Here is a 24,166-nt window from a genome sequence, read left to right on the forward strand (position 1 = left end):
GCGACGAGGGTGTGCGTCTTCTTGTGAGCGTCGACGCCGACTACCGGCATGTCACCTTCCTTGCCTGCCGAGGGATCGTTACCCCGCAGCCCGGAGCAGGGGGCATGCCTTATTTCAGCGTGAGCAGGCTCCTATCAAGCCACTCCCGATTCGGGCGCGGGCATCCGGCAGGGCAGCACATCAGGGACAAGCCACCAGCAGCTGGCCGGGGCAGCGAAGAAATGAGCGAACCCCACCGGACATCGATCATGATGGCAATAATGCGAAGAAAGCCGTTGCCCGCTTCAAAATCTCGACGTCCTGCTGCAGGCGGCGGTTCTCCGCCCGCAGCCGAGCCAGCTCCGCCCGCTCATCCGAGGTCAGCCCGTCGGACCGGGTGCCGGCATCGAGTTCAGCCTGCTTGACCCACTGCCGCACCGCGGTCTCGGTCAGATCGAAATCCTTCGCGACCTGCCCAACCGTGCGGTCACCCCGCTGACACAACTCGACGATCTCGGCCTTGAACTCAGGCGTGAACGCCCGCCTCGGCCTCGATCGCTTCTTCCCCACGCTCTCCATGATGCTGGACATCCTCCCGGAGACCCCAGGTCCCCTGATCTCGGATGTCCGTCAAAACGGGGCAGGCCCAAAAGGGGGCGTGGTTCGCGTCCGATGACGCGGCTGATCTCGGCGGCGATGACCTGGCGGGCGTCTGCGGAGCTCAGTGCCTGGCGGGCAATGTCGCGCCAGTCGGGTGTGCAGAACAGTCGGGCGAGGTTGACGATCTCGGGGTAGAACGCCGCGAGGAACACTGAGGTGTTGAACCAGCTCCGGGTTGGGATGAGCTGGTCGATGCGTTGCTGCCAGCAGCGGCGTAGGGGCGCTTCTAGGGGCTCGTAAAAGCGCTGGTCGATGCAGACGGCGATGCAGACCTCAAAGGCGTTGAAGACGTGCTGCCAACCACGGTGGCGCAGCAGCTTTGTGTGGTGCCGTTGGGCGGCGACGAGTTCGGGGACCAGACGGGCGAGTTGCCGCGGCGGCAAGTCCGGAGCGGTGGGCAGCGGCGGGCCGATCCAGTAGCCGTGGCGGGTGCAGACGAACTCGTGGTGGGCGAAGAGTCGGACGACCGCTCCGCCGGAATGCCGTGCGGTGCAGTTGGGGCAGGCACGTTGGGGAAGGTGACGCAGTTGCCGCCAGTCAGGGGCGGGGTCGCGCAGCTCGGGCATCGCGCGCTCGAGTTGGGACAGCGGCCGTCCGGTGGCGGCGGCGAGTCGCTCGGCGACGATGATCCCGCGTCGTTTGCTGGTGCCGCCGTAACGCGGTGGCGCGCTGAGGTGTTTCCACAGGTCTGCGTAGGGGACGGCATGCAATGCAGCGAGCCGCCGGACATAGGAGGTGACGGTTTCCTGCTGCGCCGGTCGGACCGTGATGGGCAGCTGTGTGATCATGCGGTCGTGTTGGCCGCCGCCCGCCGGGCTGGCATGTGGGCGGGATGGGCCGCGGCGTATGCGTCGGCAGCGTGGTCGAGGCGGACCCGGTCGAGGTGCGCGCGGGTGAGATGTTCGGTGCCGTCGAGGATGGCGTCGATAGCGGCGCCGCGAGCCAGGTGCGACAAGCTCCCGATCATGCCGGCGGTGCGCCGATGCAGGTACTCGTCGAGCGCGGCGAGCGTTCCCGGCTGGTGATCGCGCAACGACAAGGTGGCTTCCATGCTGGCGACCAAGGCGCGCCAGAGAGCACGCTGCTCGGAGGTGCCGTAGGCGAATGCGGTGGTAGGGATGGTGGTGAAGCGGCTGGCGATCTGCTGGCCGCGAGGTCCAGCGAACAGCCCGACCCGTTCGACGTCGACTCCGGCGTAGACGAACGTCGCGGGCAGCCGCTCGGCGAAGTATTTAAGCTGGTCGGACACCTCAGCTCCGGCCCGGGTGGCGAGGTTGAGGTTGTGCACCTCGTCGACCAGGACCAGCTCGACGCCGACGTGCCCGGCAGTGGCGCAGACGGCGTTGGTCACATCGGTGATATTCGCGCGGGCCGCGACGGGCAGACCAAAGAACCTAGCGAACTCAACGGCCAGCATCCGTGGCGTGGCAGCAGGGGGGACCGTGACATAGACGACCGGCACCCGGTGCGGCTCGTGCGGCTGCCTGCGACGCACCGCGACTTCATGGGTGCGGCCCAGCGCGGTGATCGCGGTGGTCTTGCCGGTGCCCGGGACGCCAGTGACGATCAGCCCGCGGCGGGCGGACAGCTGACGTCGATTGAGCAGCACCAGACGCCGCGCGGTAGCCACGACCTCGGCAACGACCGGGGTGTTGAGCATGACCAACTCGGACAGGTAGTCGATGCGCGCATCGCCGGTGTCGACTCCGTCGCCGGCGGCGGGTGGGGCGGGCCGGCGGGCGACGAACCGTGCCCAGCCCTCCTTGGTGGTCAGAGGCTCATCGGCCAGAACCTCCTGATCCTGGTCGAGCTGGCGCAGGTGCTCCATCACGGCGGGGCCCTTGCCTCTCGGCTTGTAGGGACGTTGGCGGGCAAAGCGCTGGGCGGCCGGTGACAGGACGACGGCCATGCCGCGGGTCATCGCCACCGCTCGGCCTCGGCGTCGACGTCGAACAGCCCGAACGGCACCGCTGGGGCCGGATCGACGGCGGGCGCGGCGACGGGCCGGTCGATGATCTGCGCATCGGGCAGTGTCGGGCGCCGTGCCGCCCGGGTGCGCGCGGCAACACGGGCCGTGGTTTTGTCCACCGGTCCGTTGCCGGCGCGGGTGAGCAACTGGTCAAGGACCCGGGCGACCTCGGTCTCGTTGTCGCCGGGCAAACCGCGGGCGGCGGCCATCCGACGGGCGTGGCGCCAGGTGAAGTCGGCGAACGGCGCGCCGACCATCGGCAGGTGGGTCCAGGCCGCGGTGATCCAGCGCGCCGGGGTGCGGACGTAGACATGTGAAAGGTCGTAAGGGTCGTAGCGGACCTCCCAGCGGCCGCCCTGTTCGGCGACGGTGGAACGCTTGCCGTGGGGTAGAGCGACGCCGTCGTAGGTGCGGTAGTCGATGGTGATGCCGTACTCGTTGATATGGCGCCAGTGCAGCGGCAGTAGCTCCAGGTAGTCCTGCCCGGACAGCGTCATGGGCAAGTAACCCGACGCGGCGACCATCGCGGCGTAGGCGTCGTTCGGGCTGAACGCCCGGCCGGGCGCCTGCGGATCGCGCAGCCCGTCATGAGGGCGGTGCTGCCATCCGGCGACGATCCACTCGTCGAGCAGATCCTGCAGCTCAGTCAAGCCCCAGAGCGGTTCGTCGGTGATCCGGTCGCCGCGGCGGATGACGTTGTAGCCGGTGTAGCCGGCGACGTGCTGGCAGAACAGGGTGCCGATGGAGGAGAACTGCCGCTCGACGATCGGCTTGTCAGTCGGGGTGCCCTTGCGGGCTGGCTGGATCGAAACGCCAAGGCGAGCGCAGGCGCGGGTGAACACCTCGGAGACGAACACCCGGCCGTGGTCGATGACGATGGTCTCCGGGACGATGACCGGCTTAGCGGCCGCGGCTTGCAACCGGGCGTCAATGTCGAGCAACCGGGCGTGCGGCAGTCTCGAGGCGGACATGCGCAGTGCCGCCGACCAGCCGGGGCGCATCGGCTCCGGGACCAGCGTGCGGGCCAGCAGCAGCGCCGCGTCGACACCCTTGGTGCCAGCCGGGCGCAACACCGCCGCGGCGATCGTGCGGGTCGCGACGTCGACGACCATCGTCAGCTCCGGTCGGCCAGGGACGCCCGAGTCCAGCAGGACCATCACGTCCAAGAGTGTCGAGTCGATCTGAACCAGCTCGCCCGGACGGGTGGCCAGGGAGGGGGTGAACGGTGCCGGCGGCCGGTTGGCCAGCGTTCGGCGGGTCGTCGCCGCGCCGAATGAATGCCGGCCGCTGGCGAGCACGCCGATCAGCTCGTAAAACGCGCTCCGGCCCGGAACCGGCACCACCCCGGGCCCGTACTCGGCGTCCAGGGCCGCGCTCACCCGGCGCATCAGGCGCCCGCGGGTGCCCGTCGAGGCGTGCGTCTGCGCGTTCAGCTCAGCCAGAACCGCCGTCACCAGACGCTCGTCGGCCCGGCCGACCAGGTCGCTGCCGCGAGTCACTCGCTGGTCGACCAGCCCCCACAAACCCTGTTCGCCGTAGCGCAGCCGCATCCGCGTCACAGTGCGCGCCGACGTCGGCTGCCCCGAAGCGGTCAGCTCGGCGGCCTTGGCCGCGTCACGACCCTTCACCGTGCTCGACGCTGGGTCATAGCCCGCCCGCGGCGGCGCGGTCTTCGGAGAGTCCGGCGACCGGCCGGTGACGACCTCCACGATGTGCCGCTCCCAGCGGCGAGCCCGCTCGAGCACCTCGCCCGGCAAGGTCTCCAACAGCCCGATCGGCTCCATCACCGGCACGGTCTGCCGGCCGTCGAGCAGCTCGAAGTCGGTGGCGGCGAGCAGGAACCCCAGCAGCACCACCTGCGCGGTCCCTCCGCGGGAGCGCAGCCGCACCGAGGTGCCGGCCAGCGCCACCACCTGATGCTCATCACCGTCGAAACGCACCCATTCGCCAACGCGTAGCACCGGCACCTGCCCGGCGCTCATCAGCACGCCCCGACGACGGTAACCGCGGTCGCCTCGTGCATCCGTACTCCGAGATCGCAGCTCAGCTCACCGCACCACAGCAGGTGGAACAACACCGGCAGCACCGCGATCGGATCGCCGGCATCGGCGGCGCCGTCCATCAACGGCGCTGGTTCGGCGAACACCTCGCGCAAGGCCGACACCTGCTCGGGCAACCGATAACGCGGATGTCGACAGCCGGCCAGCCAACGCACGTTGCGCACCGCCACCGGCTCCGGCGCGCCAACCAGCCGGTATTCCCAGCCCACCAGCTCACACGCCCGACGGGTCTGCGCGAACGCCACAGCGTCGCGCGGTTTGATCCGCTCGGCTGGCCGTCAATCCACCACTAGGCCCCGCCCGTCAGCCAGCCGCGCAAAGTAGTCCGGCGCGTGCGAGCGGCGACGGCCGGATGCCTCGTCGTCCCAGAACAACCAGAACGGTTGCGAGGCGATCCCGACCACCGCCGGGTCGAAGTCCAGCAGCATCAGGTGGTCACGCTCCAGCCACGACTCATACCCGACGTGACCGCCGGTCGTCGAGGACCACCACAGGCCCGGGAAGTTGCGCTGCCGCTTGTAGGACGGGAAGCCGCGTACCGGTTTGACCAGCTCAAACGGCACCCCGGACGAGTCGATCAGGGACGCCCTGACCTCTGCCCGTTCGACGCCCATAAACCCGACCTCGAACTCAGCCGTCAGCGACCCACCCAGGCCTGATACCGCGCGCAGCACCCCGGCACCGTACCGGAGGTGCCACCTTATGTCGGACGGTGCCGACTCCCTTTCGGGGACGTGGGCGGTCGGCACGCCGTTACGACGGCCGGCCGACCCGCATCCGCCACCTACGCTGAGTAGTCGATGGACGGGGGTCGAAGCGCGGATCCCGGCGTTGTAAGTACGTCTCGCGTCACAAGAGAAGGGGGAGGGCGCTGAGTCGGGCAGCGCCCTCCCTAATTTCACGGTAGAGCCGATGCTCGACACATAATGTCGGCCTGGCGGTCACAGGTCGACGACCGTGTCTTACAACAGCGAACTATGGACCGGTGTCGTCAGCCATAGATTGTCGAGACTACATGAGATTTTTGCGAACACACCCAGGAAGGGCGGCTGTCTCTCATATGCGGATGTAACCCGAGCCTGTGCACTGGGCATAAAGGCCACACGGCATAGCGAGTATCGGCGATGAATGTCTGAACCCCGTCAGCTACCTCTAATCCAGCTTCGGCTGGATCTAAGCCGCGAATAGCAACATCCCCCACCGTGACGATGCCGGAGGGGAAATCGGTTCCCGGCAGTTCAGGTACGAGAACGGACAAGTCTTCCAATGGTCCTACGTCGCTCTCGGCGTGCGGCTTCAGTTCTCGCACGAGGTCTTCTGCCAGCCGCTTTCGTTGCTCGAACATGAGTTTATGCACCCACTCCAGGGTTGCGGCGCCATTCTCGCGATATACCGTTTGCAGCCAATTCTGCAACTGCATGTTGTCCAGAAGATCAAAGTCTGCCTCAGGGGCACCGGCCAGATATGCCAGCCAGTCCTCGAATGTCATGGCCTCGCGATATCTCGATGTCGCCCCGGGAACCTCGTCATCCATAATTACTCCAAGGGCTCCAGCCGCCGCCCGGCTTCTGGGTCGAGCCGCCCGTCCATCCTACGAGCCCGAGCTTAGGAACGGTCGCCGTACCGGTAGCCGAGAATACGAGCGTGTCGTCGGGATCAAAGCGGCAACTCCACGCGAGGCACTTGAAATATCCGCGTCCTTTGGAGGTGTTGTTCGTAGTCCATGACCCATGGAAGAAGTATGTTCCCATCTCGGCGTGACTGTAAGACGCGGCAAATACTTTAATGCCGGAGATGAAGATGGTCCACTTCCATCCTGCATGGATGTATGCCTGCCTGAAATCCTTCCTGAAGGACATGTTCCAGTTCATCGAACACCGGCGATCAACGTCACAAATGCGCCTTATGGAGATGCACAGATACTTGGTGCAGGTCTGCGTGTTTCTCTCCCGCACTCGGGTTGTTCCGGTCAAGTCAAAGGCGTTGATGGGGTCAGCGCAAGTGTATTCGTAAGAGTTGCAGCTGCCGCCATAGATAGGGTCGACCTGGAGGAACCGGCCGGTACTCGGGTTGTATAGGCGGGCGCCCATGAGGAGGAGTCCGGGCGGGTTGTCGCTGGCGCGTTGTGGGTTGCCCAGCCAGCCGTAGCGCTTGCCCGTGGCGGATGCCGAGGTGGGGTTGCCGTATTCGTCCGCGATGGAAGTGGAGGCAAGTCCGGGTGTGGCGTTTTCCATGGCGGCGACGAGGTCGCCGTGCAGGTTGGTGATTTGGAAGGTGGGTGTGCCGGTGCTGCTGTCGTAGATGGCGGCAAGGCTGCTCGTGCTGCCGAGTGTGCGTGTGTAGCGGCTGGTGTTCTCCTGCGTCCAGGTGGGGCTGTCTCCGTCGCCGGAGTAGTGGTTGAGGCGGGTCGCGGCGTCGTTGCTGTCCGTCCAAGACCGGACGCGACCGCCGTTGACGTCGAGGGTGTAGTTAGTGGTGCGGCCGTTTTGGGTGATGCTCTTGACGAAGTCGGTGCTGTGGTAGGCGACGGTGGTGTTTCCGCCTGCATTGGACGTGTCGGCCGACGGCATGGTCAGGGTCCGGCCGAGGGCGTCGTAGCTGTAGCCGGTGTCGATGACACGGTTGGCGCTGTCGTACGTCCAATTGATGGTGCCGCTTGGGTTTTGGTCGGTGCATTCACCGGTGACGGGCCCGTAGATTGTCTTGCTGGTGCGGTTGGTGGCGTCGTCGAAGGTGTACTTGTGCATGGTGCACTGGCCGTTGATGGTTTGCGCGGCGTAGGTAAGGCGGCCGGCGGGTCGTATACGTAGCCGGTGCTGTAAAGGCTGTTGGAGTCGTAGCGGATCGAGCCGTCGAGGTCGGAGCCCGCCCACTCTGAGAAGAGGGTGCAGTTGTTGCTGCATCCGGCGGTGGCGAGGTATTCAATGCCGTAGGCCTGGCCGGCTTCGTCTCGATAGTGATTAATCGTGATGCCGTTGGGCCAGGTTTCGGTGGCGATGTTGCCGTCGGCGTCGTAGTTGGCAGTGAAGGCGCCAGCCTGGGCGTCATTGACGCCAGTGAGCAGCCCTCGACGTTCGGTGCCACCGTCGTAGGTATAGGTGCGCGTGGCTTTGCCGTCGTTTGTCGTAGCGGGCCGGTCGAGCACGTCGTAGGTAGTGGTGGAGGTGACGCCGTCGGCGTCGGTGTAGCTGGTCTGTCGGCCAAGGGTGTCGTAGCCCCGCAGCAGTTCAGCGGTTACCTGGTTGGCAATCAGCGATTGAGTGCGGATCGCTTGGCCGGTGCCCTGGTCATACACCGTCCGGGTGACAGGCACGGTTGCGCCAAGCCCGGTGGCCGCAGTGAGGGCGGTAGTGCTGACACGGCCTGCGGCGTCGTAGGTAACGGTGGTGGTACGCAGCGTCGAGGTAGCTTTTTCTGTGACGGTGCGGGGCTGGTTGTAGATGTCGTAGGTGGTAACGGTCGCCGGAATCGGAGCGCCGCTTCCGGGTTGTCCGCCGACATCAACGCGGCAGACGAGGTTGGCCCATTCGGCTCGGTCGTCGCACTCCGAGAACCCGGACCCGGTCCCCGCCCGGTAGTAGGTGGTCTTGCGAGTGGCGGCAGTGTTGGTGCTCGCCGCGCCCTCTGGTGTGGTCATGGATGTAGCAAGAGCCGTGGTGGCGTCGTAGGTGGTGGCGGTTACCAGGTTCAGTCCGTCCGGGTCGACGGTGCTGGAGATGGGCTGGCGCAGGTCCCAGTCGTAGCTGGTGGTGGATGTGATGCCTTCGACGTCGACCGGCGCGCCGTTGTTGATGTACTGCACGCTGGTCGTCGAGGTGGTGATCTGATTGAAGGGGTTGTCGGTAACTGGCGCGCCTTCCAGGGTAGTCGGTCTTTGGGTCTCGGCTAAGGGTGCCCGATGGTGTTCCTTCGCCGACTGGCCAATTTTGGCGGTCGTCGGGATGGATTTCAAACACTTGACTTTACGATTTCAGGTTAGGTTCCTAGGATGGTTTGCATGATGTGCTGCGGCGCAATATGGCGGGCCAAGCCGTTGAGGAGCCAGAGCGCTGACTAGCCGACGAGCGAAGTGCCAGAGCGGAGTCGTTCCGGTAGGCGCCCCACTGCCACGGCTCCTGGTCCGTGGAGCAGGACGCTGGCGATGACGGTGATCGTCATCGTGGCGAGGGCAATGGCGGCGAGCTCGCCTTCGGGGAGGTCGTTGAAGGCGAGCAGGCCGAAGACGATCGAGGTGGTGCCGCGCGGCCCCACGGCTCCCACGACGAGCCTTTCCCGCCAGGTCATCGTAGAGCCCAGCAGCGACAGCAGGATCGGCCCGACGCGGACGATGGTTAGCACGGCCAGGCAATAGACCGCCAGTTGCCAGCTGACGCCGTAGCGGACGGTCAGGACGACGGCGTTGCCGAGGTAGAACCACATGGCGATGGTGGCCATGGCGGCGGTGTCCTCGAGCAGCTGCAGGTCGGGCGTCTGGGTGCGTTGTTTGACGTGGTGGCGCGGCCGCACATGCCGCAGGTAGCGGAAGGCGATGCCGCAGACGAAGGCGGCTACGAAGCCGTTGCCGCTGATCGCCACGGTCGCGGTGTAGGCCAGCAGCGGGGCGGCCACCACGGTGATGCGCCGGGATTGGCCGGTGGTCCAGCCGTGCCGGTCGGCGAGGTTCATCAGCGCGGCGATCAGCAGGCCGAGTCCCGCCCCGGCCAGGATCGCCTTCACTGCGCTCGGGACCGCTGTGCCGAGCGCCTCCAGCGGGGTGTCGGCCGACGAGGAGGTGCCCGCGAGGATGAGCGCGAACAGGAAGACGGGTGACATGATGCCGTCGTTGTAGCCGCTCTCGACGTTGAGTAGTTCACGGACGCGGGCCGGGACGAGGCGGTCGCGGACCAGGGACTCGGCCGGGGCCAGGTCGATCGGCACGACGATGCAGGCGATCACCAGCAGGGCGGCCCAGGAAAGACTGGGCGGCAGCAGCACCCAGCCGATCAGCACGGCGAGCCCGAGGCTCAGGGGCATCGCGATCAGCAGGGCGCGGGCGGCCAGGCCCGGCTCGTCGCCGAAGAGCCGGCCGCCGCGGACCTCGGTGGCGTCGACGAAGAGCAGGACGGCCAGGATCACCTCGGCCACGTGCTGGGCCACTGTCGAGTTCACGGTGTCGACGTAGGCACTGGTGAAGATGGCCGTCACGATGCCCGCCACGACCATCACCAGGGGCGCGCGGACGTGCCACCGCTCCAGGCGGCCGGCGACGAGTGACCAGGCCCCGGTGACCGCCACGATCACCACGAGGCTCGCGATCATGAGTTCGAGCCTCGCATGCCTAGACGTGGCTCCGGGCGGAAGTTCGGCGACGGAGCAGGACGAACAGCGCCACGCCGGCCGCCGCCGCGCCCACGGCCACGGTCGAGACGCTGCCCAGGGCGCTTTCGAGTTGACGCCACGACGTCCCGGCGAAGTAGCCGCCGAGGACCACCGCCGTGGCCCACAGGGAGCCGCCGATCGCGTTGAAGAGCAGGAATTTGCGGTACGGCATGAGCGTCATCCCGGCCAGGGCTGGGACCAGGGCGCGCATCAGGCCGACCCAGCGGCCGGCGACCACCGCCCAGTTGCCGTGCTTGCGGGTGAAGGCCTCCGCTTTCGCCCAGCGCTTCTCGCCGATGAGGCGGCCGGGCCGGCTCGACTTGATGGCATCGCCGCCGAACCGGCCGATCTCGTAACCCGCGGAGTCCCCGAGGATCGCCGCGACGATGGCGATGCTCAGCAGGACTGGCAGGTCGAGGTGGCCGGTGCCGGCGAGGACGCCGCCGAGCAGTAGGGCGGCCTCGCCGGGGAAGACCAGGCCGACGAAGGCGGCCGACTCGACGAAGGCGAGCAGCCCGATGACGAGGTAGGCGAGCCAGGCGGGCGCGCTGGAGGCGAGGGTCAGCAGCTGGTTCATGACTTGGCTCCGGTCAGTTCGGCGTTCATCGCGGCGACGGTGACGCGGGGCAGGTGGCGGGCGGACGGGTAGCAGAGGTAGCGGGGCTGCCAGTCGGGCTGGAACTTGGCGTTGGCGCGGTAGAGCGACTCCAGCTGCCACACCCGCGAGGCGACCATCAGGGCGCGGTAGCCGATCCGGGTGAACGGGCCCGCGCCCAGCTGTTCGCCGCGGGCGAAGACCTCGCGCAGCACGGCGAAGTTCAGCGAGATCCGGGTGAGGCCGGCCGCCGCCGCGTGCTCGACGGCCGTGACGATCATGAGTTCGGTGAGGCCGTTGGGGGCGGTGCGGTCGCCGCGCATGAGGTCGAGCGACAGGCCGGTGCGGCCCCACGGGACGAAGTTCAGCACACCGCGCAGCCGCCCGGTGTCGTCGTGGCACAGCACTAGCAGGCAGTCACCGTCCTGCGGGTCGCCCAGCCGGGACAGGGCCATCGAATAGCCGCGCTCGGCCTTGCCGTCGCGCAGGGCGTCCGCGCACGCGATGACCTCGGCCAGCTCGGCGGGGGAGAGGTCGCGCTGGCGCACGATCCGGCAGCCGAAGCCGGCGCGGCGCATCCGGGCCACCGCCTGCCGCACCGCGCGCATGCTGCGCCCGTCGAGCGAGAACCCGGGCACGTCGAGGATTGCCTCGTCGCCGAGAGTCAAGACATCGAGACCCGCTTTGCTGTACGCCTTTGCGCCCACCGGGCCGCAGGCGATGACGGCCGGGGTCCAGCCGTGGCGGGCGCATTCGGCCCGCCAGGCGGCGATGGCCTGCGGCCATTCGGAGACGATGCCGATGGGGTCGCCCGAGGCGAGGCTGACCCCGTTGACCACGCGGTAGGCGACGGCCGCCTTGCCGGACGGCGCCCACACCAGCGTCTTGTCCCGGCGCAGCGCGAAATAGCCGAGCGAGTCGTCGTCGCCGTACCGCTCGATCGTCTCACGCAGCCGGGTCTCGTCGGCCGAAGCGGGCGCCGGCCCGGCGCTCGGCCGCAGCAGCAGAAGCACCACCGAGGCGAGCGCGAGCATGCCGAACGCGCCGGTCGCGTAGGTGACCGCGGCGTCGCCCAGCAGCGGGCCGTGCACACCGAGAAGGCCGAGCGCCACGTGCTCGATCCGGCGCACGGCCGACCCGCCGCCGTGCACCGCGACGAGCACGAGCCCGACCACGAACCCAGTCCCGAGAAACAACGCGGCGGCCCGCCACGCCCGCACGCGGTCACGGGGGTCGCCGCCGGCGGCGAACCGGTGCCGCTTGACGATCAGCAGCGCCGCGAGGGCGGCGGCCAGCACGGTGGGCACGATCAGGCCCTTCAGCGCATGCAGCGCCATGCTGAGCGTGGCCAGGGCTAGGGCCAGCTGCCACGCCCGGCGCTGGCCCCGCCGCAGTCCCGCCCCCAGGTAGATCAGCAGCACGCCGACCGCGGCGGTGGCCGCGCGGGCGGTGACCATGCCCGCGGTCGGCACGAGGTCGCTGAGCACGGCGAACCGGTGGTGCAGGGCCGGGGTCAGCGACGACAGCAGGTTGACCAGGCCGACGAACTGCACCGACCGCGCCGTCAGCGTCGTGGTCGAGATCTTCATGGCCTCGAAGGTAGGAGCGGCAACCTTAAGATTCGTTGAAAGTGGGGATGCGCACCCGCATGGCGGCGCCCTCGCGCAGATCGAGGACTTCCAGCGTGCCTCCGTGAGCGAGGGTGATCTCGCGGGCGATGGCCAGCCCGAGCCCGGTGCCGCCGCTGCCCCGCGACCGGCTGTCGTCCAGGCGGACGAACCGGTCGAAGACCCGCTCGCGGTTCTCCGGCGCGATCGGGGGACCGTCGTTGCCGACCACGATCTCCGCGAAGCCCCGGCCCGCGGTCAAACTGACGGTGACGGTGCTCCGGGCGTACCGAAGCGAATTGTCGGTCAGATTGCGCAGCACCCGCGCGAGCTGATCCCGGTCGCCGGAGACGCGCACGGGGTCGACGTTGCCCTGGATGTGCAGCTCGGGATGCTCGACGGTGATCCGGTCCCGCTCGGCGTAGACCAGATCGTCGAGGTCGACGTCCTCCCGGCGTACCGCAAGCTCCTGATCGTCGGACCGGGCGAGCAGCAGCAAGTCGTCGACCAGGCGCGACATCCGCGCGCTCTCCTGGTGGATGCGCCGCACCGAGCGGGCCGGTGCCTCGCCCAGCCCGGCCACCCCGGCCAGCAGGTCGGCGTTGGCGTGGATCGTGGTCAGCGGGCTGCGCAGCTCGTGGCTGGCGTCGGCCACGAAGCGCCGCTGCGCGCTCGCGGAGGCCTCGATCCGGTCGAGCATCGTGTTCATGGTCCGGGCCAGCGCGGCGATCTCGTCCTCGGCGAGCGGCACCGGCAGGCGGGCGTGCAGGTTGCTCGCGGTGATCGACGCCGCACGCCCGCGCATCGCCTCCACCGGTCGCAGCGTGCGCCCCACGAAGAAGAACACCGCCACACCGACCAGCGCGGCCAGCAGCGGCAGGCCCACGAGCAGTGCTGTCACGATGGCCCGGGTGCCGTAGCGCACCAGCTCCAGAGACACTGCGACCACGACGATCCGCTCACCCGACGGTGTTGAGACGCCGGTCGCCTGGATCCAGAAGTTCTGGGTCTTCTCGTACGCGTCGTGTCCCGCCGCCGGGCGCAGCGCCGACAACGGGGTGCTTGACGCGCCGGACCTCGCGACGACGGTGCCGGCCGTGTCCGTCACCTGGACGAGGCTGCCCCACGAGTCCTCGCGCAGCGCGAATCTGAGGGCGACCGCGTCACCGGAGGTGACGGCCGCCGCCACCTGGTCGGCCCGGTCGTCGGCGGCACTGCGCACGTCGTCGAGCAGCAGCCCTCGGGCGGTGACCAGCAGGATGCCGCCGGCGATGATCGAGGCGACGGCCACCACGACGCCGGCGGCCAGCGCGGAGCGCATCCGCACGCCGAGCCGCCGCCGTAACCTGAGGAAAAGGGGCATAGCGGTCACGCTAGCTCTTCAGCTGTTCTTCAGGTGCCGCCGCGCATTCTGAGCGGTCGGCAGGCGGGACGGGGGAGACGGCATGCGGGTGCTGGTGGTCGAGGACGAGGTCACGATGGCGGAGACGATCCGTGACGGGCTCACCGCGCAGGGGTTCACGGTCGACCTGGTCCACGACGGGGTGGACGGGCTGTGGACGGCCACCGAGAGCCCGCACGGCGCCTACGACGTGATCATGCTGGACATCATGCTGCCCGGGCTCAGCGGCTACGAGGTGTGCCGGCAGTTGCGCGGGCGCGGCGTCTGGACGCCCATCCTCATGCTCACCGCCAAGGACGGTGACTACGACCAGGCCGACGCGCTCGATCTCGGCGCCGACGACTACCTGGTGAAGCCGTTCGCGTTCGTCGTGCTGATCGCCCGGCTGCGCGCGCTGATCCGCCGCGGCGCGCCCGAACGCCCGGCCGTGCTCCGCTCGGGCGAGCTGACCCTCGACCCGGCCGAACGCCAGGTCCGCCTCGCGGGTCAGCCGGTCACGGTCACTCCCCGCGAGTTCGCCATGCTCGAGTTCCTGATGCGCCACCCCGGGCAGGCGATGACCAAGACCGCGATCCTGGAGAACGTGTGGGACGCCCACTTCGACGGCGATCCCAACATCGTGGAGGTCTACATCGGCTATCTGCGCAAGAAGATCGGCCGGGAGCGGATCGAGACCGTCCGCGGCGCCGGATATCGGGTGGCTGACCATGCGGCGGACGCTACGGACGCCGACCTGAAGAGCCGCTGAATTCAGGAAATTCTTAGGTTCGGCCGACCAGCATGGCTCCTCATGCACTCGGATGCCGGCCTGCCGCCCCTGCTGCGCGACCTCGCGCCGATCCTGGACGACTGGGGCTACATCGCCCTGTTCGTCATCATCTTCGTGGAGAGCTTCGGCCTGCCCACCCCCGGCCAGACCCTGATGGTGGCCGCGGCCATCTACTCGCATTGGGGCCAGCTCGACGTGTGGCTGGTCGCGGCCGTGGCTTTCGCGGCGGCGGTCTTGGGCGACAACCTTGGCTACTGGATCGGCGCCCGCGGCGGCCGACGCGCCGTGCACCGGTGGGGCCGTTACGTGTTCCTGACCCCGCCCCGATTCGCCAAGATAGAGGGGTTCTTCGCCCGGCGCGGCAGCTACGTGGTGGTGGTCGCGCGTTTCTTCGACGGTCTGCGCCAGTTCAACGGTGTCCTGGCCGGCATCACCGCGATGCCGTGGCGCCGCTTCCTGCTGCACAACACGATCGGCGCCGCCCTGTGGGTCGGCGTCTGGGTCTCGGCCGCATACTTCTTCGGCTCCCAACTCCTCCGGATCCTGGACCTGCCCTGGTGGATGATCGGCCTCGTCGTCGCGGGTGCGGGCGCCGCGGTCTGGCTGGGCGCCCGGCTCTTGCGCCGCCCCGCTCGTACGTGAAGCGGAAAACGCCGCCCGCAGTTCGCTCGACATGCGGAGGCGCTGTCGGCGTCCTGCTGATCTGATCGGCGATCACGGTTCGCAGCGGTGCGTCTCGACTCAGCGGACCTCGGCGATGGGTGCCGAGCAGGACACGAGCAGACGAAGCATCAGGTGGGCCGGTCATCCGAACCAGCCGAGGGATAAAGACGGTCGCGCCGACGAAACGGAACGTCACCGAGACGGAGCGGGGCCGGGTGCGGGCAGATATGGGAGGAGTCAGCTGTTGCCACCGGTTTGAGTCGAAGGCTGCACCAACGGCTTGCCGTCCGCGAAAACCCACCAAGGCGCCCAGTCCTCACCCCAGATGACGACATCGGCCGCGTAGCTCTCGCCAAGAAGACCGATAGGGGCGGCGCTGCCTATGACCCGGGCTGGCACCAGGGCCGCGGCGGCTACAGCGGCTGACTCGTCCACGCCGTACTGCTGAAGGAGGCGTAGCGCATCACGGAGAAAGATGGTGGATCCTGCGAGCGTGTCTGGCTCATCTCGCAGGCGCGACCGGCCATCCTTCACTTGCACCTCGAGCGAGCCGAGTCGGTAAGCACCGTCCCCGCAGCCCGTGGCGGCTACGGCGTCGGTGATCAAGGCGATGCGGCCGGCCGCGACGTGGAATAGCAGACGCACCAGCGAGCGATGGACGTGCTGGTCGTCCACAAGCAGCTCCATCACCAGGTGACCGTCCTCAATCGCGGCAGCCAACGGCCCCGGCTCGCGAGAAGGTAACTGCGGCATGGCGTTGAAGGCGTGGGGGAGGATCCGCGCGCCTCGACCGAACGCCTCACGGGTCTGTTCGACGGTAGCCTCGGTATGCCCGACCGCGGGTATCACCCCTGCTCGCGCGAGCTGGTCGGCGGCTTCCATCCGGCGATAGCGACCGCCACGATGGCCCGGATCGTGGCGATCGACATGGTTTTGGCGTTCACGGCCGGTCGGCGAACCGATGTTCGCGCGAGGCGGCTCCCCCCATCGGCTGCCGAAGGGACGGTTCGGCATTTGTGGGAATGACTGACTGTTAAGTCCGGTTCCTTTGTTTCTCGCTGTGGGCGGCCTCGGCCACCGCGGCCGTGAACTCGGTCGTGGAGGCCGCGCCGCCGAGGTCGCGGGTGCGCACCCCCGAGTGGACGACCGCTCGCACGCTCCGCTCTATGCGAGCGGCGGCCTCGCGCAGGCGGTTGTCGCCGTGTTTGGCGCTGAGCCAGTCGAGCAGCATCGCGCTGGAGAGCATCATGGCGATCGGGTTGGCGAGGTTGCGGCCGGCGATGTCGGGCGCCGACCCGTGCGCGGCCTGGGCCATGGCGTGGGTGTCGGAGGAGTTGAGCGATGGGGCGATGCCGAGGGAGCCGGCAATCTCTCCGGCGAGGTCGGAGAGGATGTCGCCGAACATGTTCTCGGTGACGATGACGTCGAAGGCGTCGGCGCGGCGCACGAGGTGGGCGGTCATGGCGTCGATGTGGAAGTCGTCGACGGTGATCTGCGGGTGGTCGCGGGCCACCTCGCGGCAGACGTCGCGGAACAGGCCGGTGGTCAGCTTCAGGACGTTGGCCTTGTGCACGATGGTGACCCGCTTGCGGCGGCGCGAGGCGAGCTCGAACGCGGTACGGGCGATGCGCTCGACGGCGTGTCGGGTGACGATGCCGAGCGATATGGCCACGTCGGGCGTCGGCATGAACTCGCCGGTGCCGGCGTAGGTGTTGCGGTCGGCGTAGAAGCCCTCGGTGTTCTCGCGGACGATGACCAGGTCGGCGCCGGGCACGATCGCGTTGCCGCCCTCGTACGCCTTGGCCGGGCGGATGTTGGCGTACAGATCGAAGTGTTTGCGGATGGCGCCGCTCGGGTTGAGCTCGGACCGGTGCGGTTCCGGATAGGCGGCGCTGTCATGCGGGCCGAGCAGCCAGCCGTCGAGCTCAGCGAGACCAGTCAAGGTCTCCGGGGGTACGGCGGCGCCGTGTGACCCGATCGCGGACAGGCCCATCGGCAGCTCGACCCACTCGACGGCATCGGGCAGCGCGGCGTCGACCACGGCGACGGCCGCGGGCACGATCTCCGGTCCGATGCCGTCGCCGAGCAGCACACCGAGACGGTAGCCAGTCATATGATCAGTCGCCTTTCACAGAGAAACAGCGGCAATCCTATTCAGCCGCTCTTCAGGTCTTGCGCCGTAGTTTCTCCTCCGTGCTGTTCGATCGAAGGAGATGACATGTTTCTCAAGAAGATGATGAACGCCTTCGGCCTCGGCGGGCCGACCATCGACACCGTTCTGGACGGTCCCGGGCAGCCCGGCTCACCGGTGACCGGCAGCGTCGAACTCGTGGGCGGTGGTTCGTCGGCCACTGTCGAGCACATCACGCTGGTCCTGGTCGCGGGCGATGACACCGAAATCTTCCGGACCATGGTGAGTGGGCCGGTTCCGCTGGGCGAGGACGAGCGAAAGGCGATCCCCTTCCAGATCGCTCTGCCATGGGAGATGCCCATCACCATCAGCGGTGCGGCACTGGGATTGCGCGCCGAGGCGGAAATCGACAATGCCACGGTCAAGGGCGACATCGGCATGCTTTCCGTTCAGCCCCTTCCCGTTCAGTGGCGGATCCTGGAGGCTTTCGGCACGCTCGGGTGGGCCCTCGAGGATGCCGGCATTCAATTCACGAAGGTCCCTTTCGCTCGGCCGGCGCTGCCGGTGCAGCAGGTCTTCGCGCTCAGGCCCGCACCCCAATATGCGAGCGAGGTCGGCGCGATCGAGCTGATCTTCAATGTGACATCGCAGAACGTCGAAGTTCTGGTGGGGTCCGGACAGCAAGGCTTTCCCGGCCGCTACGACCGTTACACCGTCGCCCACGCCGACGCGGACACCGTGGACTGGGCGCCGCAGGTGGACGGTTGGGTGCGTCAAGCCCTGGAGCACCGCGTGACGGCGATTCCCCTCTCCCGCGATCACGATGACGACAGCGGGCCCGGGATCGCCGGCACCGTCGCGGGTGTCGTGGGCGGTGTCGCGGCCGGCTACGTCGCCGGCGAGGTCCTGGACGACCTCTTCGATGATGACGATGACGACTGACAAGACGGCAGTTCAGCAATCGCCGCCGGGCTGGACGAGGACCGACTCGTGGGCGAATATCCCCGCCCGGGGCGCGGCCGCGGAGCCTCAGCTTGCCGGGATCCGGCCCGCCGTCCGAGGCCGGTGATGGCGGGCCCGGAGCGCCGCCCATACCTCGTCGACGTGCAGGCGGCGTGGCTGCGATGTCGTTGACCATCGACATGCCTTGTCCTGCGTGACCACGCTCGGCGAGTGGCCGCGCGGGTCGGGGTGGGCGGCGGCCCGCGGTCCCACGATGTCGTCACCGTCGGATTCGTGGTCAGCTTGCCTGTCCTGGCGTTGATGTTCGTTCCGGTGTTCTTCGTGGGCGGACATTGGGCCACGCTGGTCTGGCCGGCCGCAATCCTCACCGCTATCCCTGTGCGTCAGCGCAACAACGTCGTCTACGGCGTCGCGGTCACCCTGGCCCTGACCGGGCTGGTGCAGGACCTGCTGGCCGCCACCCCGCGCGGCTCGACACAGGGCTGGGCGGTACTCGGACTGCAAGCACCTGGAGCACGCCTATCCCGGAGTCAAACCGGCCGACTGGAACCAACGGCAGCAACACATCGAGGCCAGTCTCCGTGAGCACGGCCGTATGAAAGCACTCACGTCGATGCTCAGATCCTCACCGGCCGACGCCGGAGCTGAGCTCGGCAACGTGCCTGTCCAACTCTGATCATCGAAGGTTCTCTTGACCCGATTGGGCCGACCCGCATGCCGAAGGCCAAGCGGTGATCGCGGCATTGCCCGCGGGCGTGGGCGAGCTCCAGATGATCGAGGGCGCCGGGGCACTACCCGCACGACCAGTTCCCGGAGCAGATCGCAGCGCTGGTGCTGTCGTTCTTGCGAGCGAATATCAATGCCTGAGCCGCCGAAGGCCCGGGCCTTGCTGCTGCACGCGGTACTCCGCTCGCTGACAACGACTGATCATGCCCGGGCGAACTTGATCGTTCGAATTCTAAGCAAGTAAACTCGCCGGGTGAGCGATCCGTCCCCCGGCCTGAATTCGGAGCAGCTCGGCGCCTACTTCGCGTTGATGGAGGTGAGCAGCCTCCTGCAGTACGCGGTGGACGAGCACCTGCGCGCCGACGGTGACCTCAGCTACGTCCAGTTCCAGATCCTGGCCCGGCTGGTCGACGCTCCCGAGGGTCGGCTGCGGATGACCGACCTGGCCGACGGTGTGGTGTACAGCCGCAGCGGCCTGACCTACCAGGCCGGCCTGCTGGAGAAGCGCGGCCTGATCACCCGCGCGCCGTCGCCGGACGACGAGCGCAGCGTCATGGTCACGGTCACCGACGCGGGCCGCGATCTCATCGCGCACGTACTGCCGGGGCACGTGGAACGCGTACGGCAGCTGCTGTTCGACCCGATGAAGGGCCGCGACCTCGCCACCCTCAGCGGTGTGCTGGGCCGGGTCCGCGAACACATGCGGGCCACCCCGCCCCGCTCGGCCAAGCCCCGAGCCGGCCGCAACCGGGCCGAGTGAGGAGCGGCGGGATGGATCGGGCGTTGCTGGCCGACTTCCTGCGGGCCCGGCGCGACGCGCTGCGGCCGGAGGACGTCGGGCTGCCCGCGGGTTCTCGACGCCGTACCGGCGGGTTGCGCCGCGAGGAGGTCGCGGTGCTGGCCGGCATGTCGGCCGACTACTACAGCCGCCTCGAGCAGCAGCGGGGCCCGATGCCGTCCGAGCAGATGCTGGCCGCGCTGGCCCGCAGCCTCAAGCTCAGCCCGAGCGAACGCGATCACCTGTTCCACCTCGGCGGCCACTCGGCGCCGCGGCGGGCGTTACGGGACGAGCAGGCCAGCCCGGCCATGCGGCGGATCGTCGAGCGCATGTCGGACACGCCGGCGATCGTGCTCTCCCGGTTCGGCGAGGCGCTGCTGCAGACCCGGCCGGCGGTCGCCCTGCTGGGCGACTACACCAGCTTTCAAGGCATGGCCCGCTATCTGGTCTACCGCTGGTTCACCGATCCGGCGCAACGCGCCCTCTTCCCGCCGGAGGACCACGACATCCGGGGCCGGGTCTTCACCGCGGAGATCCGCGCGGCGTACACGGCCGACCCCACCGGAACGGCCGGCGAGATCGTCGACGCCCTGCTGTCCGTCAGTCCCGAGTTCGCCGAGGTCTGGCGGCGGCACGAGGTGGGCGTCGTCCATCACAACGATCTCAAGCGTTACCGCCACCCCGAGCAAGGCGAGCTGTGGCTGACCGCCCGGCGGCTGATCGACCCCGACGAAGGCCAGGAGCTGTTGGTCTACCTGGCCGAGCCCGGCTCACCGAGCGAGGAGAAGCTCCGGCGCCTGAGCGCCATGTGACGGTTATCCACGGACAAAAAGTCCGTGGATAACCGCGCCATTCACCTTGTTCCCGGTTCCCGCCACGCTGGACGGGCCGGAGAACGACAGGGGGTGAGGGCGATGGAGCAGGAACGGGTCGGACCGCTGCTGGCGCGTCTCGTTGAGCGGCTGCCGGATCGCCCGGCGATCGTGTTCTCGCGGTTCGGTGAGGTGCTGCTGCCGACTCGTCCCGCGGCGATCCTGCTCAGCGACCACCGCCTGGCCGAGGTGGGGGTCATGCCGGGCTCGCGCCTGCGGCGCTACCGGCACGCCCTTCTGGGTGAGCTGGAGCTGTACCGCCACGTCCTGGTCGATCCCGACGAGCGTCAGGTTCTGCTCTTCTTCACCACCGTGCCCGGCTCGGCGAGCGACGAGAAGCTCCGCCGACTGATGTAGCCCGGGTCACACCGATCCGCTATTGCTTCGAATTCGAAGCGCAGTATGGTCAAGATGTGCTTCGAAAACGAAGCAACTACGAGAGAGAAGGCTTCCGATGAAGGCAGTGCGATTCCACGAGTACGGTGACCCGGCCGTCCTGCGCTACGAGGACGCCGAGCGCCCCGTCCCGGCCGCCGGCCAGGTGCTGGTCCGGGTCGCCGGTACGTCGTTCAACGGCGTCGACGGCAACATCCGCGCCGGTTTCATGCGGGGCCCGATTCCGGTGACGCTGCCGCACACGCCCGGCATCGACGTCTCCGGCACGGTCGAGGAGCTGGGCGAGGGCGTGACCGCCGTTCAGGCCGGGGACCGGGTCGTCGGCTTTCTGCCGATGACCGGCGACGGCGCCGCCGCCGAGTACGTGCTGGCCCCGGCCGAGATCCTGGCCCCGGCGCCGGCGAGCATTCCCCTGGCCGACGCGGCCGCGCTGCCCACGGTGGGTCTGACCGCCTGGCAGGCGCTGTTCGACCACGCCAAGCTCACCGCCGGGCAGCGGGTGCTTATCAACGGCGCCCGCGGGGCGGTCGGCTCCTACGCCGTCCAGCTGGCCGAGAACGCCGGCGCCGAGGTCGTCGCCGTCAACGGCCCCCGCAGCGAGGACGGCCTGCGCACCATCGACGAGGTGACCGAGCCGGTCGACGTGGCGCTCAACCTGGCCCCGGTCGAGCCGGACCGGCTGACCGCGCTGGTCCGGCTGATCCGCGACGGCGGCGTCCTGGTCAACACGACGGTCTGGATGCCCGCGCCGTCCGACGAGGCCCGGGGCGTACGCGGCATCGACCTCTTCGTTCGCAGCGACGCCCGCCAGCTCGCGCACCTGGTGTCGCTGGTCGACGCGGGCGAGCTGCGGGTCGACGTGGCCGAGCGGGTGCCGCTGGCCGAGCTGGCCACCGTGCACGCCCGCGCCGCCGCCGGCGAGCTGTCCGGCAAGACCGTCATCGTCGCCTGAACCCCGAATCCGACAGGAGAGCTTTCGATGTCGTACGACAGAATCATCGCGGTGCTCGGCGCGACCGGCACGCAGGGCGGCGCGGTGGCGCGGGCGCTGCTGGCCGACGGCCAATTCGCCGTACGGGCGGTCACCCGCAGCGCCGGCTCCGCCAAGGCTGAGGCGCTGGCCCGGCTCGGCGCCCAGGTGGTGGAGGCCGACCTCGGCGACGAGGAGAGCCTGCGCCGGGCGTTCGAGGGCGCGTACGGCGCGTTCCTGGTCACGCCGTACTGGGAGCACCGCTCCCCCACCCGGGAACTGGCCGAAGTGGAGAACATCATCGCCGCGGCCAAGGCCGCCCGCCTCCAGCACGTCCTGTGGTCGACGCTCGAAGACACCCGGGAAGCGATCGGGGCCGGGGACGACCGGATGCCGGTCATCGGCGACGGCTACCGGGTGCCGCACTTCGACGTCAAAGGCGGCGACGCCGACGCGCTGTTCGCGAAGTCCGGGCTGCCCACCACGTACCTGCTGATGTCCTTCTACTGGGACAACCTGCTCGGCCTGGCCAAACCCCAACGCGACCCGGACGGCACGCTCGCCATGCACCTGCCGCTCGGCGACACACCCGTCGCCGGCGTCGCCTCGGAAGACATCGGCCAGCTGGCGCTGAACGTGCTGCGCCAGCCCGCGGAAACGATCGGCGCCACCATCCCGGTCGTCGGCGCCTACGCGACCGGCGAACAGATGGCGGCCGCGCTCGGCACCGTCCTCGGCGAGCCGGTGGCCTACCGCCCACCCACCCACGACCAGTTCCGCGGCTTCGGCTTCCCCGGAGCCGACGAGCTGGGCAACATGTTCCAGTACTACGCCGAGTTCCCCGACTCCTACCTCGGCCGCCGCGACCTCGATGCCGCACGCGCCTACAACCCCGACCCGCTCAGCCTCACCGACTTCCTGGCCGCCCACCGCGCCGAGCTCGAGGCCTGAACAAATCTCGTCACCACTGAAGGAGTTCGCGCTGATGATTCCGGACGACGATCCGACCCGCTCGCTCACCGTGGCAAACCCGGACGACCCGACCATCACCTACATCTCGCTCGTGGGCAACACCTACGGCATGTTGATCACCGGCGAACAGACCAACGGCCAGTACTGCCTGATCGATATGCGCGTGCCCGACGGCGGCGGCCCGCCCCCACACCGGCACGATTTCGAAGAAATGTTCATGATCCTTGAGGGCGAAATCGAATTCACCTTCCGCGGCGAGAAGCACACCGTACGAGCCGGAGACACGGTCAACATCCCGGCCAACGCCCCGCACAACTTCCGCAACGTCTCCGGCGCCCCGGCCCGCATGCTTTGCATGTGCACGCCCGCCGGCCAGGACGAATACTTCACGCGGATCGGCGACATCGTCGCCGGCCCGGACGCCCCACCGCCGCATCTCTCCGACGACGAACTCGCGGACCGTCGCCGGCGTGCGGGCGAACTAGCCTCGACCTACCGGAGCGAGTTCCTGTAAGAACTCCTAACTCAATCGGGTGCATGGCATGACCTGATATTTGATCGGACCGTTGTCGCTGACAAGAGGAAGCGCGACCCCCAGCCGTGGCTGGTCGACGACGACCTTTGGGCCCGCATCGAGCGACTGCTGCCCAAGCAGCCGCCGCGTTCGGGCCCTGGTCGCCGGCCGGTCGATGACCGCAAGTGTTGTGCGGCATCTTGTCTGTCCTGTTCACCGGCATCCGCTGGGAACGGCCGCCGAACGAGCTTGGCTGCTCTCGGCGGGTGCAGGGGTGAGGTTATGTGGTTCGGCTTGGCCGGCCTGCCGGCTGTGCCAGGCGGTCTCGTATTCGTCCGGGCTGAGGTAACCCAGCTCGCGTTGGATGCGGCGGGTGTTGTACCAGCCACCGATGTATTCGAAGATCGCGTTCTCGGCCTCGTCGCGGGTCCGCCACGACGTTCGGTAGACCAGTTCGATCTTCAGGGTTGACCAGAAGTTCTCCATCAGAGCGTTGTCGTAGGAGTCACCGACCGAGCCCATCGAGGGAAGGATTCCGTCGTCGCGTAAGCGTTGCGCGAAGCGGAACGACGTATAGTTCGAGCCCCTGTCCGAGTAGCGGATCAGTTCGCGGTCACGGACATCACGCGACCAGACTCCGTACTCGGGGGCGGCGAGGACCAGGTCGGTGCCACACCGGCTCGAGGTCTCCCCGTTACCTTTTTGATCGTCCCCGATGGGGACTGCTCGGTCGCTCGGTCCGGTATGGCTTAATGCCCCTGTCGTACGCATGATCCGGGGGG

24 protein-coding genes and 1 pseudogene are annotated in these 24,166 nt (G+C 68.4%); 10 read left to right on the plus strand and 15 right to left on the minus strand.

The window, feature by feature from the left end; all coding sequences use genetic code 11:
- Window positions 1-246: 246 nt before the first annotated feature.
- The 12 genes and pseudogenes from Ade02nite_RS47730 to Ade02nite_RS47780 form a co-directional block, all read right to left on the minus strand.
- Window positions 247-483: a transposase gene (locus tag Ade02nite_RS47730; RefSeq protein ID WP_379038639.1), complete on the minus strand. Its 237-nt coding sequence runs from the start codon at window positions 481-483 to the stop codon at window positions 247-249.
- Window positions 429-1,427 carry a TniQ family protein gene (locus tag Ade02nite_RS50130; protein ID WP_239169608.1) on the minus strand — a complete coding sequence of 333 codons (999 nt, stop codon included), beginning with the start codon at window positions 1,425-1,427 and terminating at the stop codon, window positions 429-431. The genes Ade02nite_RS47730 and Ade02nite_RS50130 overlap by 55 nt, the downstream gene beginning before the upstream one ends.
- Window positions 1,424-2,548 (minus strand): ATP-binding protein, encoded by a 1,125-nt coding sequence (locus tag Ade02nite_RS47735; RefSeq protein WP_239169609.1) that lies wholly within the window; start codon window positions 2,546-2,548, stop codon window positions 1,424-1,426. Before Ade02nite_RS47735 ends, Ade02nite_RS50130 begins: the two co-directional genes overlap by 4 nt.
- 8 nt (window positions 2,549-2,556) lie before the next feature.
- A complete protein-coding gene (locus Ade02nite_RS47740) occupies window positions 2,557-4,590 on the minus strand; it encodes a TnsB C-terminal domain-containing protein (RefSeq protein WP_203778112.1) in 2,034 nt (677 codons plus the stop codon).
- Window positions 4,590-5,282 (minus strand): annotated as a pseudogene (locus Ade02nite_RS50135) (TnsA-like heteromeric transposase endonuclease subunit). Before Ade02nite_RS50135 ends, Ade02nite_RS47740 begins: the two are co-directional and overlap by 1 nt.
- A gap of 377 nt (window positions 5,283-5,659) precedes the next feature.
- Complete coding sequence (locus Ade02nite_RS47755; protein ID WP_203778088.1) at window positions 5,660-6,157, minus strand: hypothetical protein; 498 nt, start codon at window positions 6,155-6,157, stop codon at window positions 5,660-5,662.
- Between the two features lie 37 nt (window positions 6,158-6,194).
- Window positions 6,195-7,238: an RHS repeat-associated core domain-containing protein gene (locus tag Ade02nite_RS50140; RefSeq protein ID WP_307871264.1), complete on the minus strand. Its 1,044-nt coding sequence runs from the start codon at window positions 7,236-7,238 to the stop codon at window positions 6,195-6,197.
- A 2-nt stretch (window positions 7,239-7,240) separates the two neighbouring features.
- Window positions 7,241-8,620: an RHS repeat domain-containing protein gene (locus Ade02nite_RS50145; protein ID WP_239169610.1), complete on the minus strand. Its 1,380-nt coding sequence runs from the start codon at window positions 8,618-8,620 to the stop codon at window positions 7,241-7,243.
- Between the two features lie 101 nt (window positions 8,621-8,721).
- Window positions 8,722-9,966: a cation:proton antiporter domain-containing protein gene (locus Ade02nite_RS47765; RefSeq protein WP_203778090.1), complete on the minus strand. Its 1,245-nt coding sequence runs from the start codon at window positions 9,964-9,966 to the stop codon at window positions 8,722-8,724.
- A 19-nt stretch (window positions 9,967-9,985) separates the two neighbouring features.
- Window positions 9,986-10,603, minus strand: coding sequence for a DedA family protein (locus Ade02nite_RS47770; RefSeq protein WP_203778091.1), 618 nt, complete (start codon window positions 10,601-10,603; stop codon window positions 9,986-9,988).
- Complete coding sequence (locus tag Ade02nite_RS47775) at window positions 10,600-12,210, minus strand: phosphatidylglycerol lysyltransferase domain-containing protein (protein ID WP_203778092.1); 1,611 nt, start codon at window positions 12,208-12,210, stop codon at window positions 10,600-10,602. The genes Ade02nite_RS47770 and Ade02nite_RS47775 overlap by 4 nt, the downstream gene beginning before the upstream one ends.
- 25 nt (window positions 12,211-12,235) lie before the next feature.
- On the minus strand, window positions 12,236-13,591 hold the full coding sequence (locus Ade02nite_RS47780) for a sensor histidine kinase (RefSeq protein ID WP_239169611.1): 1,356 nt from the start codon (window positions 13,589-13,591) through the stop codon (window positions 12,236-12,238).
- A gap of 82 nt (window positions 13,592-13,673) precedes the next feature.
- Here Ade02nite_RS47780 and Ade02nite_RS47785 point away from each other — a divergent pair, with 82 nt between their 5' ends.
- Together Ade02nite_RS47785 and Ade02nite_RS47790 are read left to right on the plus strand one after the other, a co-directional pair.
- Window positions 13,674-14,378 (plus strand): response regulator transcription factor, encoded by a 705-nt coding sequence (locus Ade02nite_RS47785; RefSeq protein ID WP_203778093.1) that lies wholly within the window; start codon window positions 13,674-13,676, stop codon window positions 14,376-14,378.
- A 42-nt stretch (window positions 14,379-14,420) separates the two neighbouring features.
- A complete protein-coding gene (locus Ade02nite_RS47790; RefSeq protein WP_203778094.1) occupies window positions 14,421-15,041 on the plus strand; it encodes a DedA family protein in 621 nt (206 codons plus the stop codon).
- A 258-nt stretch (window positions 15,042-15,299) separates the two neighbouring features.
- Here Ade02nite_RS47790 and Ade02nite_RS47795 read toward each other — a convergent pair whose 3' ends face one another.
- Both Ade02nite_RS47795 and Ade02nite_RS47800 read right to left on the minus strand, forming a co-directional pair.
- The gene (locus Ade02nite_RS47795) at window positions 15,300-16,076 is read right to left on the minus strand and encodes a hypothetical protein (RefSeq protein ID WP_203778095.1); all 777 of its coding nucleotides are present in this window, start codon (window positions 16,074-16,076) and stop codon (window positions 15,300-15,302) included.
- Between the two features lie 19 nt (window positions 16,077-16,095).
- Window positions 16,096-17,175, minus strand: a complete 1,080-nt coding sequence (locus Ade02nite_RS47800) for an isocitrate/isopropylmalate dehydrogenase family protein (RefSeq protein ID WP_203778096.1) — start codon at window positions 17,173-17,175, stop codon at window positions 16,096-16,098.
- Between the two features lie 105 nt (window positions 17,176-17,280).
- Here Ade02nite_RS47800 and Ade02nite_RS47805 point away from each other — a divergent pair, with 105 nt between their 5' ends.
- The 8 genes from Ade02nite_RS47805 (at window position 17,281) to Ade02nite_RS47840 (ending at window position 23,384) form a co-directional block, all read left to right on the plus strand.
- Window positions 17,281-18,135: a sporulation protein gene (locus Ade02nite_RS47805; RefSeq protein WP_203778097.1), complete on the plus strand. Its 855-nt coding sequence runs from the start codon at window positions 17,281-17,283 to the stop codon at window positions 18,133-18,135.
- A 231-nt stretch (window positions 18,136-18,366) separates the two neighbouring features.
- Window positions 18,367-18,741 carry a hypothetical protein gene (locus Ade02nite_RS47810; protein WP_203778098.1) on the plus strand — a complete coding sequence of 125 codons (375 nt, stop codon included), beginning with the start codon at window positions 18,367-18,369 and terminating at the stop codon, window positions 18,739-18,741.
- 394 nt (window positions 18,742-19,135) lie between these two features.
- Complete coding sequence (locus Ade02nite_RS47815; RefSeq protein WP_203778099.1) at window positions 19,136-19,642, plus strand: MarR family winged helix-turn-helix transcriptional regulator; 507 nt, start codon at window positions 19,136-19,138, stop codon at window positions 19,640-19,642.
- Between the two features lie 11 nt (window positions 19,643-19,653).
- Complete coding sequence (locus Ade02nite_RS47820; protein WP_203778100.1) at window positions 19,654-20,472, plus strand: helix-turn-helix transcriptional regulator; 819 nt, start codon at window positions 19,654-19,656, stop codon at window positions 20,470-20,472.
- 102 nt (window positions 20,473-20,574) lie between these two features.
- A complete protein-coding gene (locus tag Ade02nite_RS47825; RefSeq protein WP_203778101.1) occupies window positions 20,575-20,889 on the plus strand; it encodes an MmyB family transcriptional regulator in 315 nt (104 codons plus the stop codon).
- Window positions 20,890-20,986: 97 nt separating this feature from the next.
- A complete protein-coding gene (locus Ade02nite_RS47830; protein ID WP_203778102.1) occupies window positions 20,987-21,880 on the plus strand; it encodes an NADP-dependent oxidoreductase in 894 nt (297 codons plus the stop codon).
- Window positions 21,881-21,907: 27 nt separating this feature from the next.
- Window positions 21,908-22,849: an NmrA/HSCARG family protein gene (locus Ade02nite_RS47835; protein WP_203778103.1), complete on the plus strand. Its 942-nt coding sequence runs from the start codon at window positions 21,908-21,910 to the stop codon at window positions 22,847-22,849.
- Between the two features lie 34 nt (window positions 22,850-22,883).
- Window positions 22,884-23,384, plus strand: a complete 501-nt coding sequence (locus Ade02nite_RS47840) for a cupin domain-containing protein (RefSeq protein WP_203778104.1) — start codon at window positions 22,884-22,886, stop codon at window positions 23,382-23,384.
- Window positions 23,385-23,597: 213 nt separating this feature from the next.
- Here Ade02nite_RS47840 and Ade02nite_RS47845 read toward each other — a convergent pair whose 3' ends face one another.
- Window positions 23,598-24,155: an IS3 family transposase gene (locus Ade02nite_RS47845; protein WP_203778105.1), complete on the minus strand. Its 558-nt coding sequence runs from the start codon at window positions 24,153-24,155 to the stop codon at window positions 23,598-23,600.
- Between the last annotated feature and the right edge of the window lie 11 nt (window positions 24,156-24,166).

It is taken from the genome of Paractinoplanes deccanensis (assembly GCF_016862115.1).
GTDB classification, from domain to species: Bacteria; Actinomycetota; Actinomycetes; order Mycobacteriales; family Micromonosporaceae; genus Actinoplanes; species Actinoplanes deccanensis.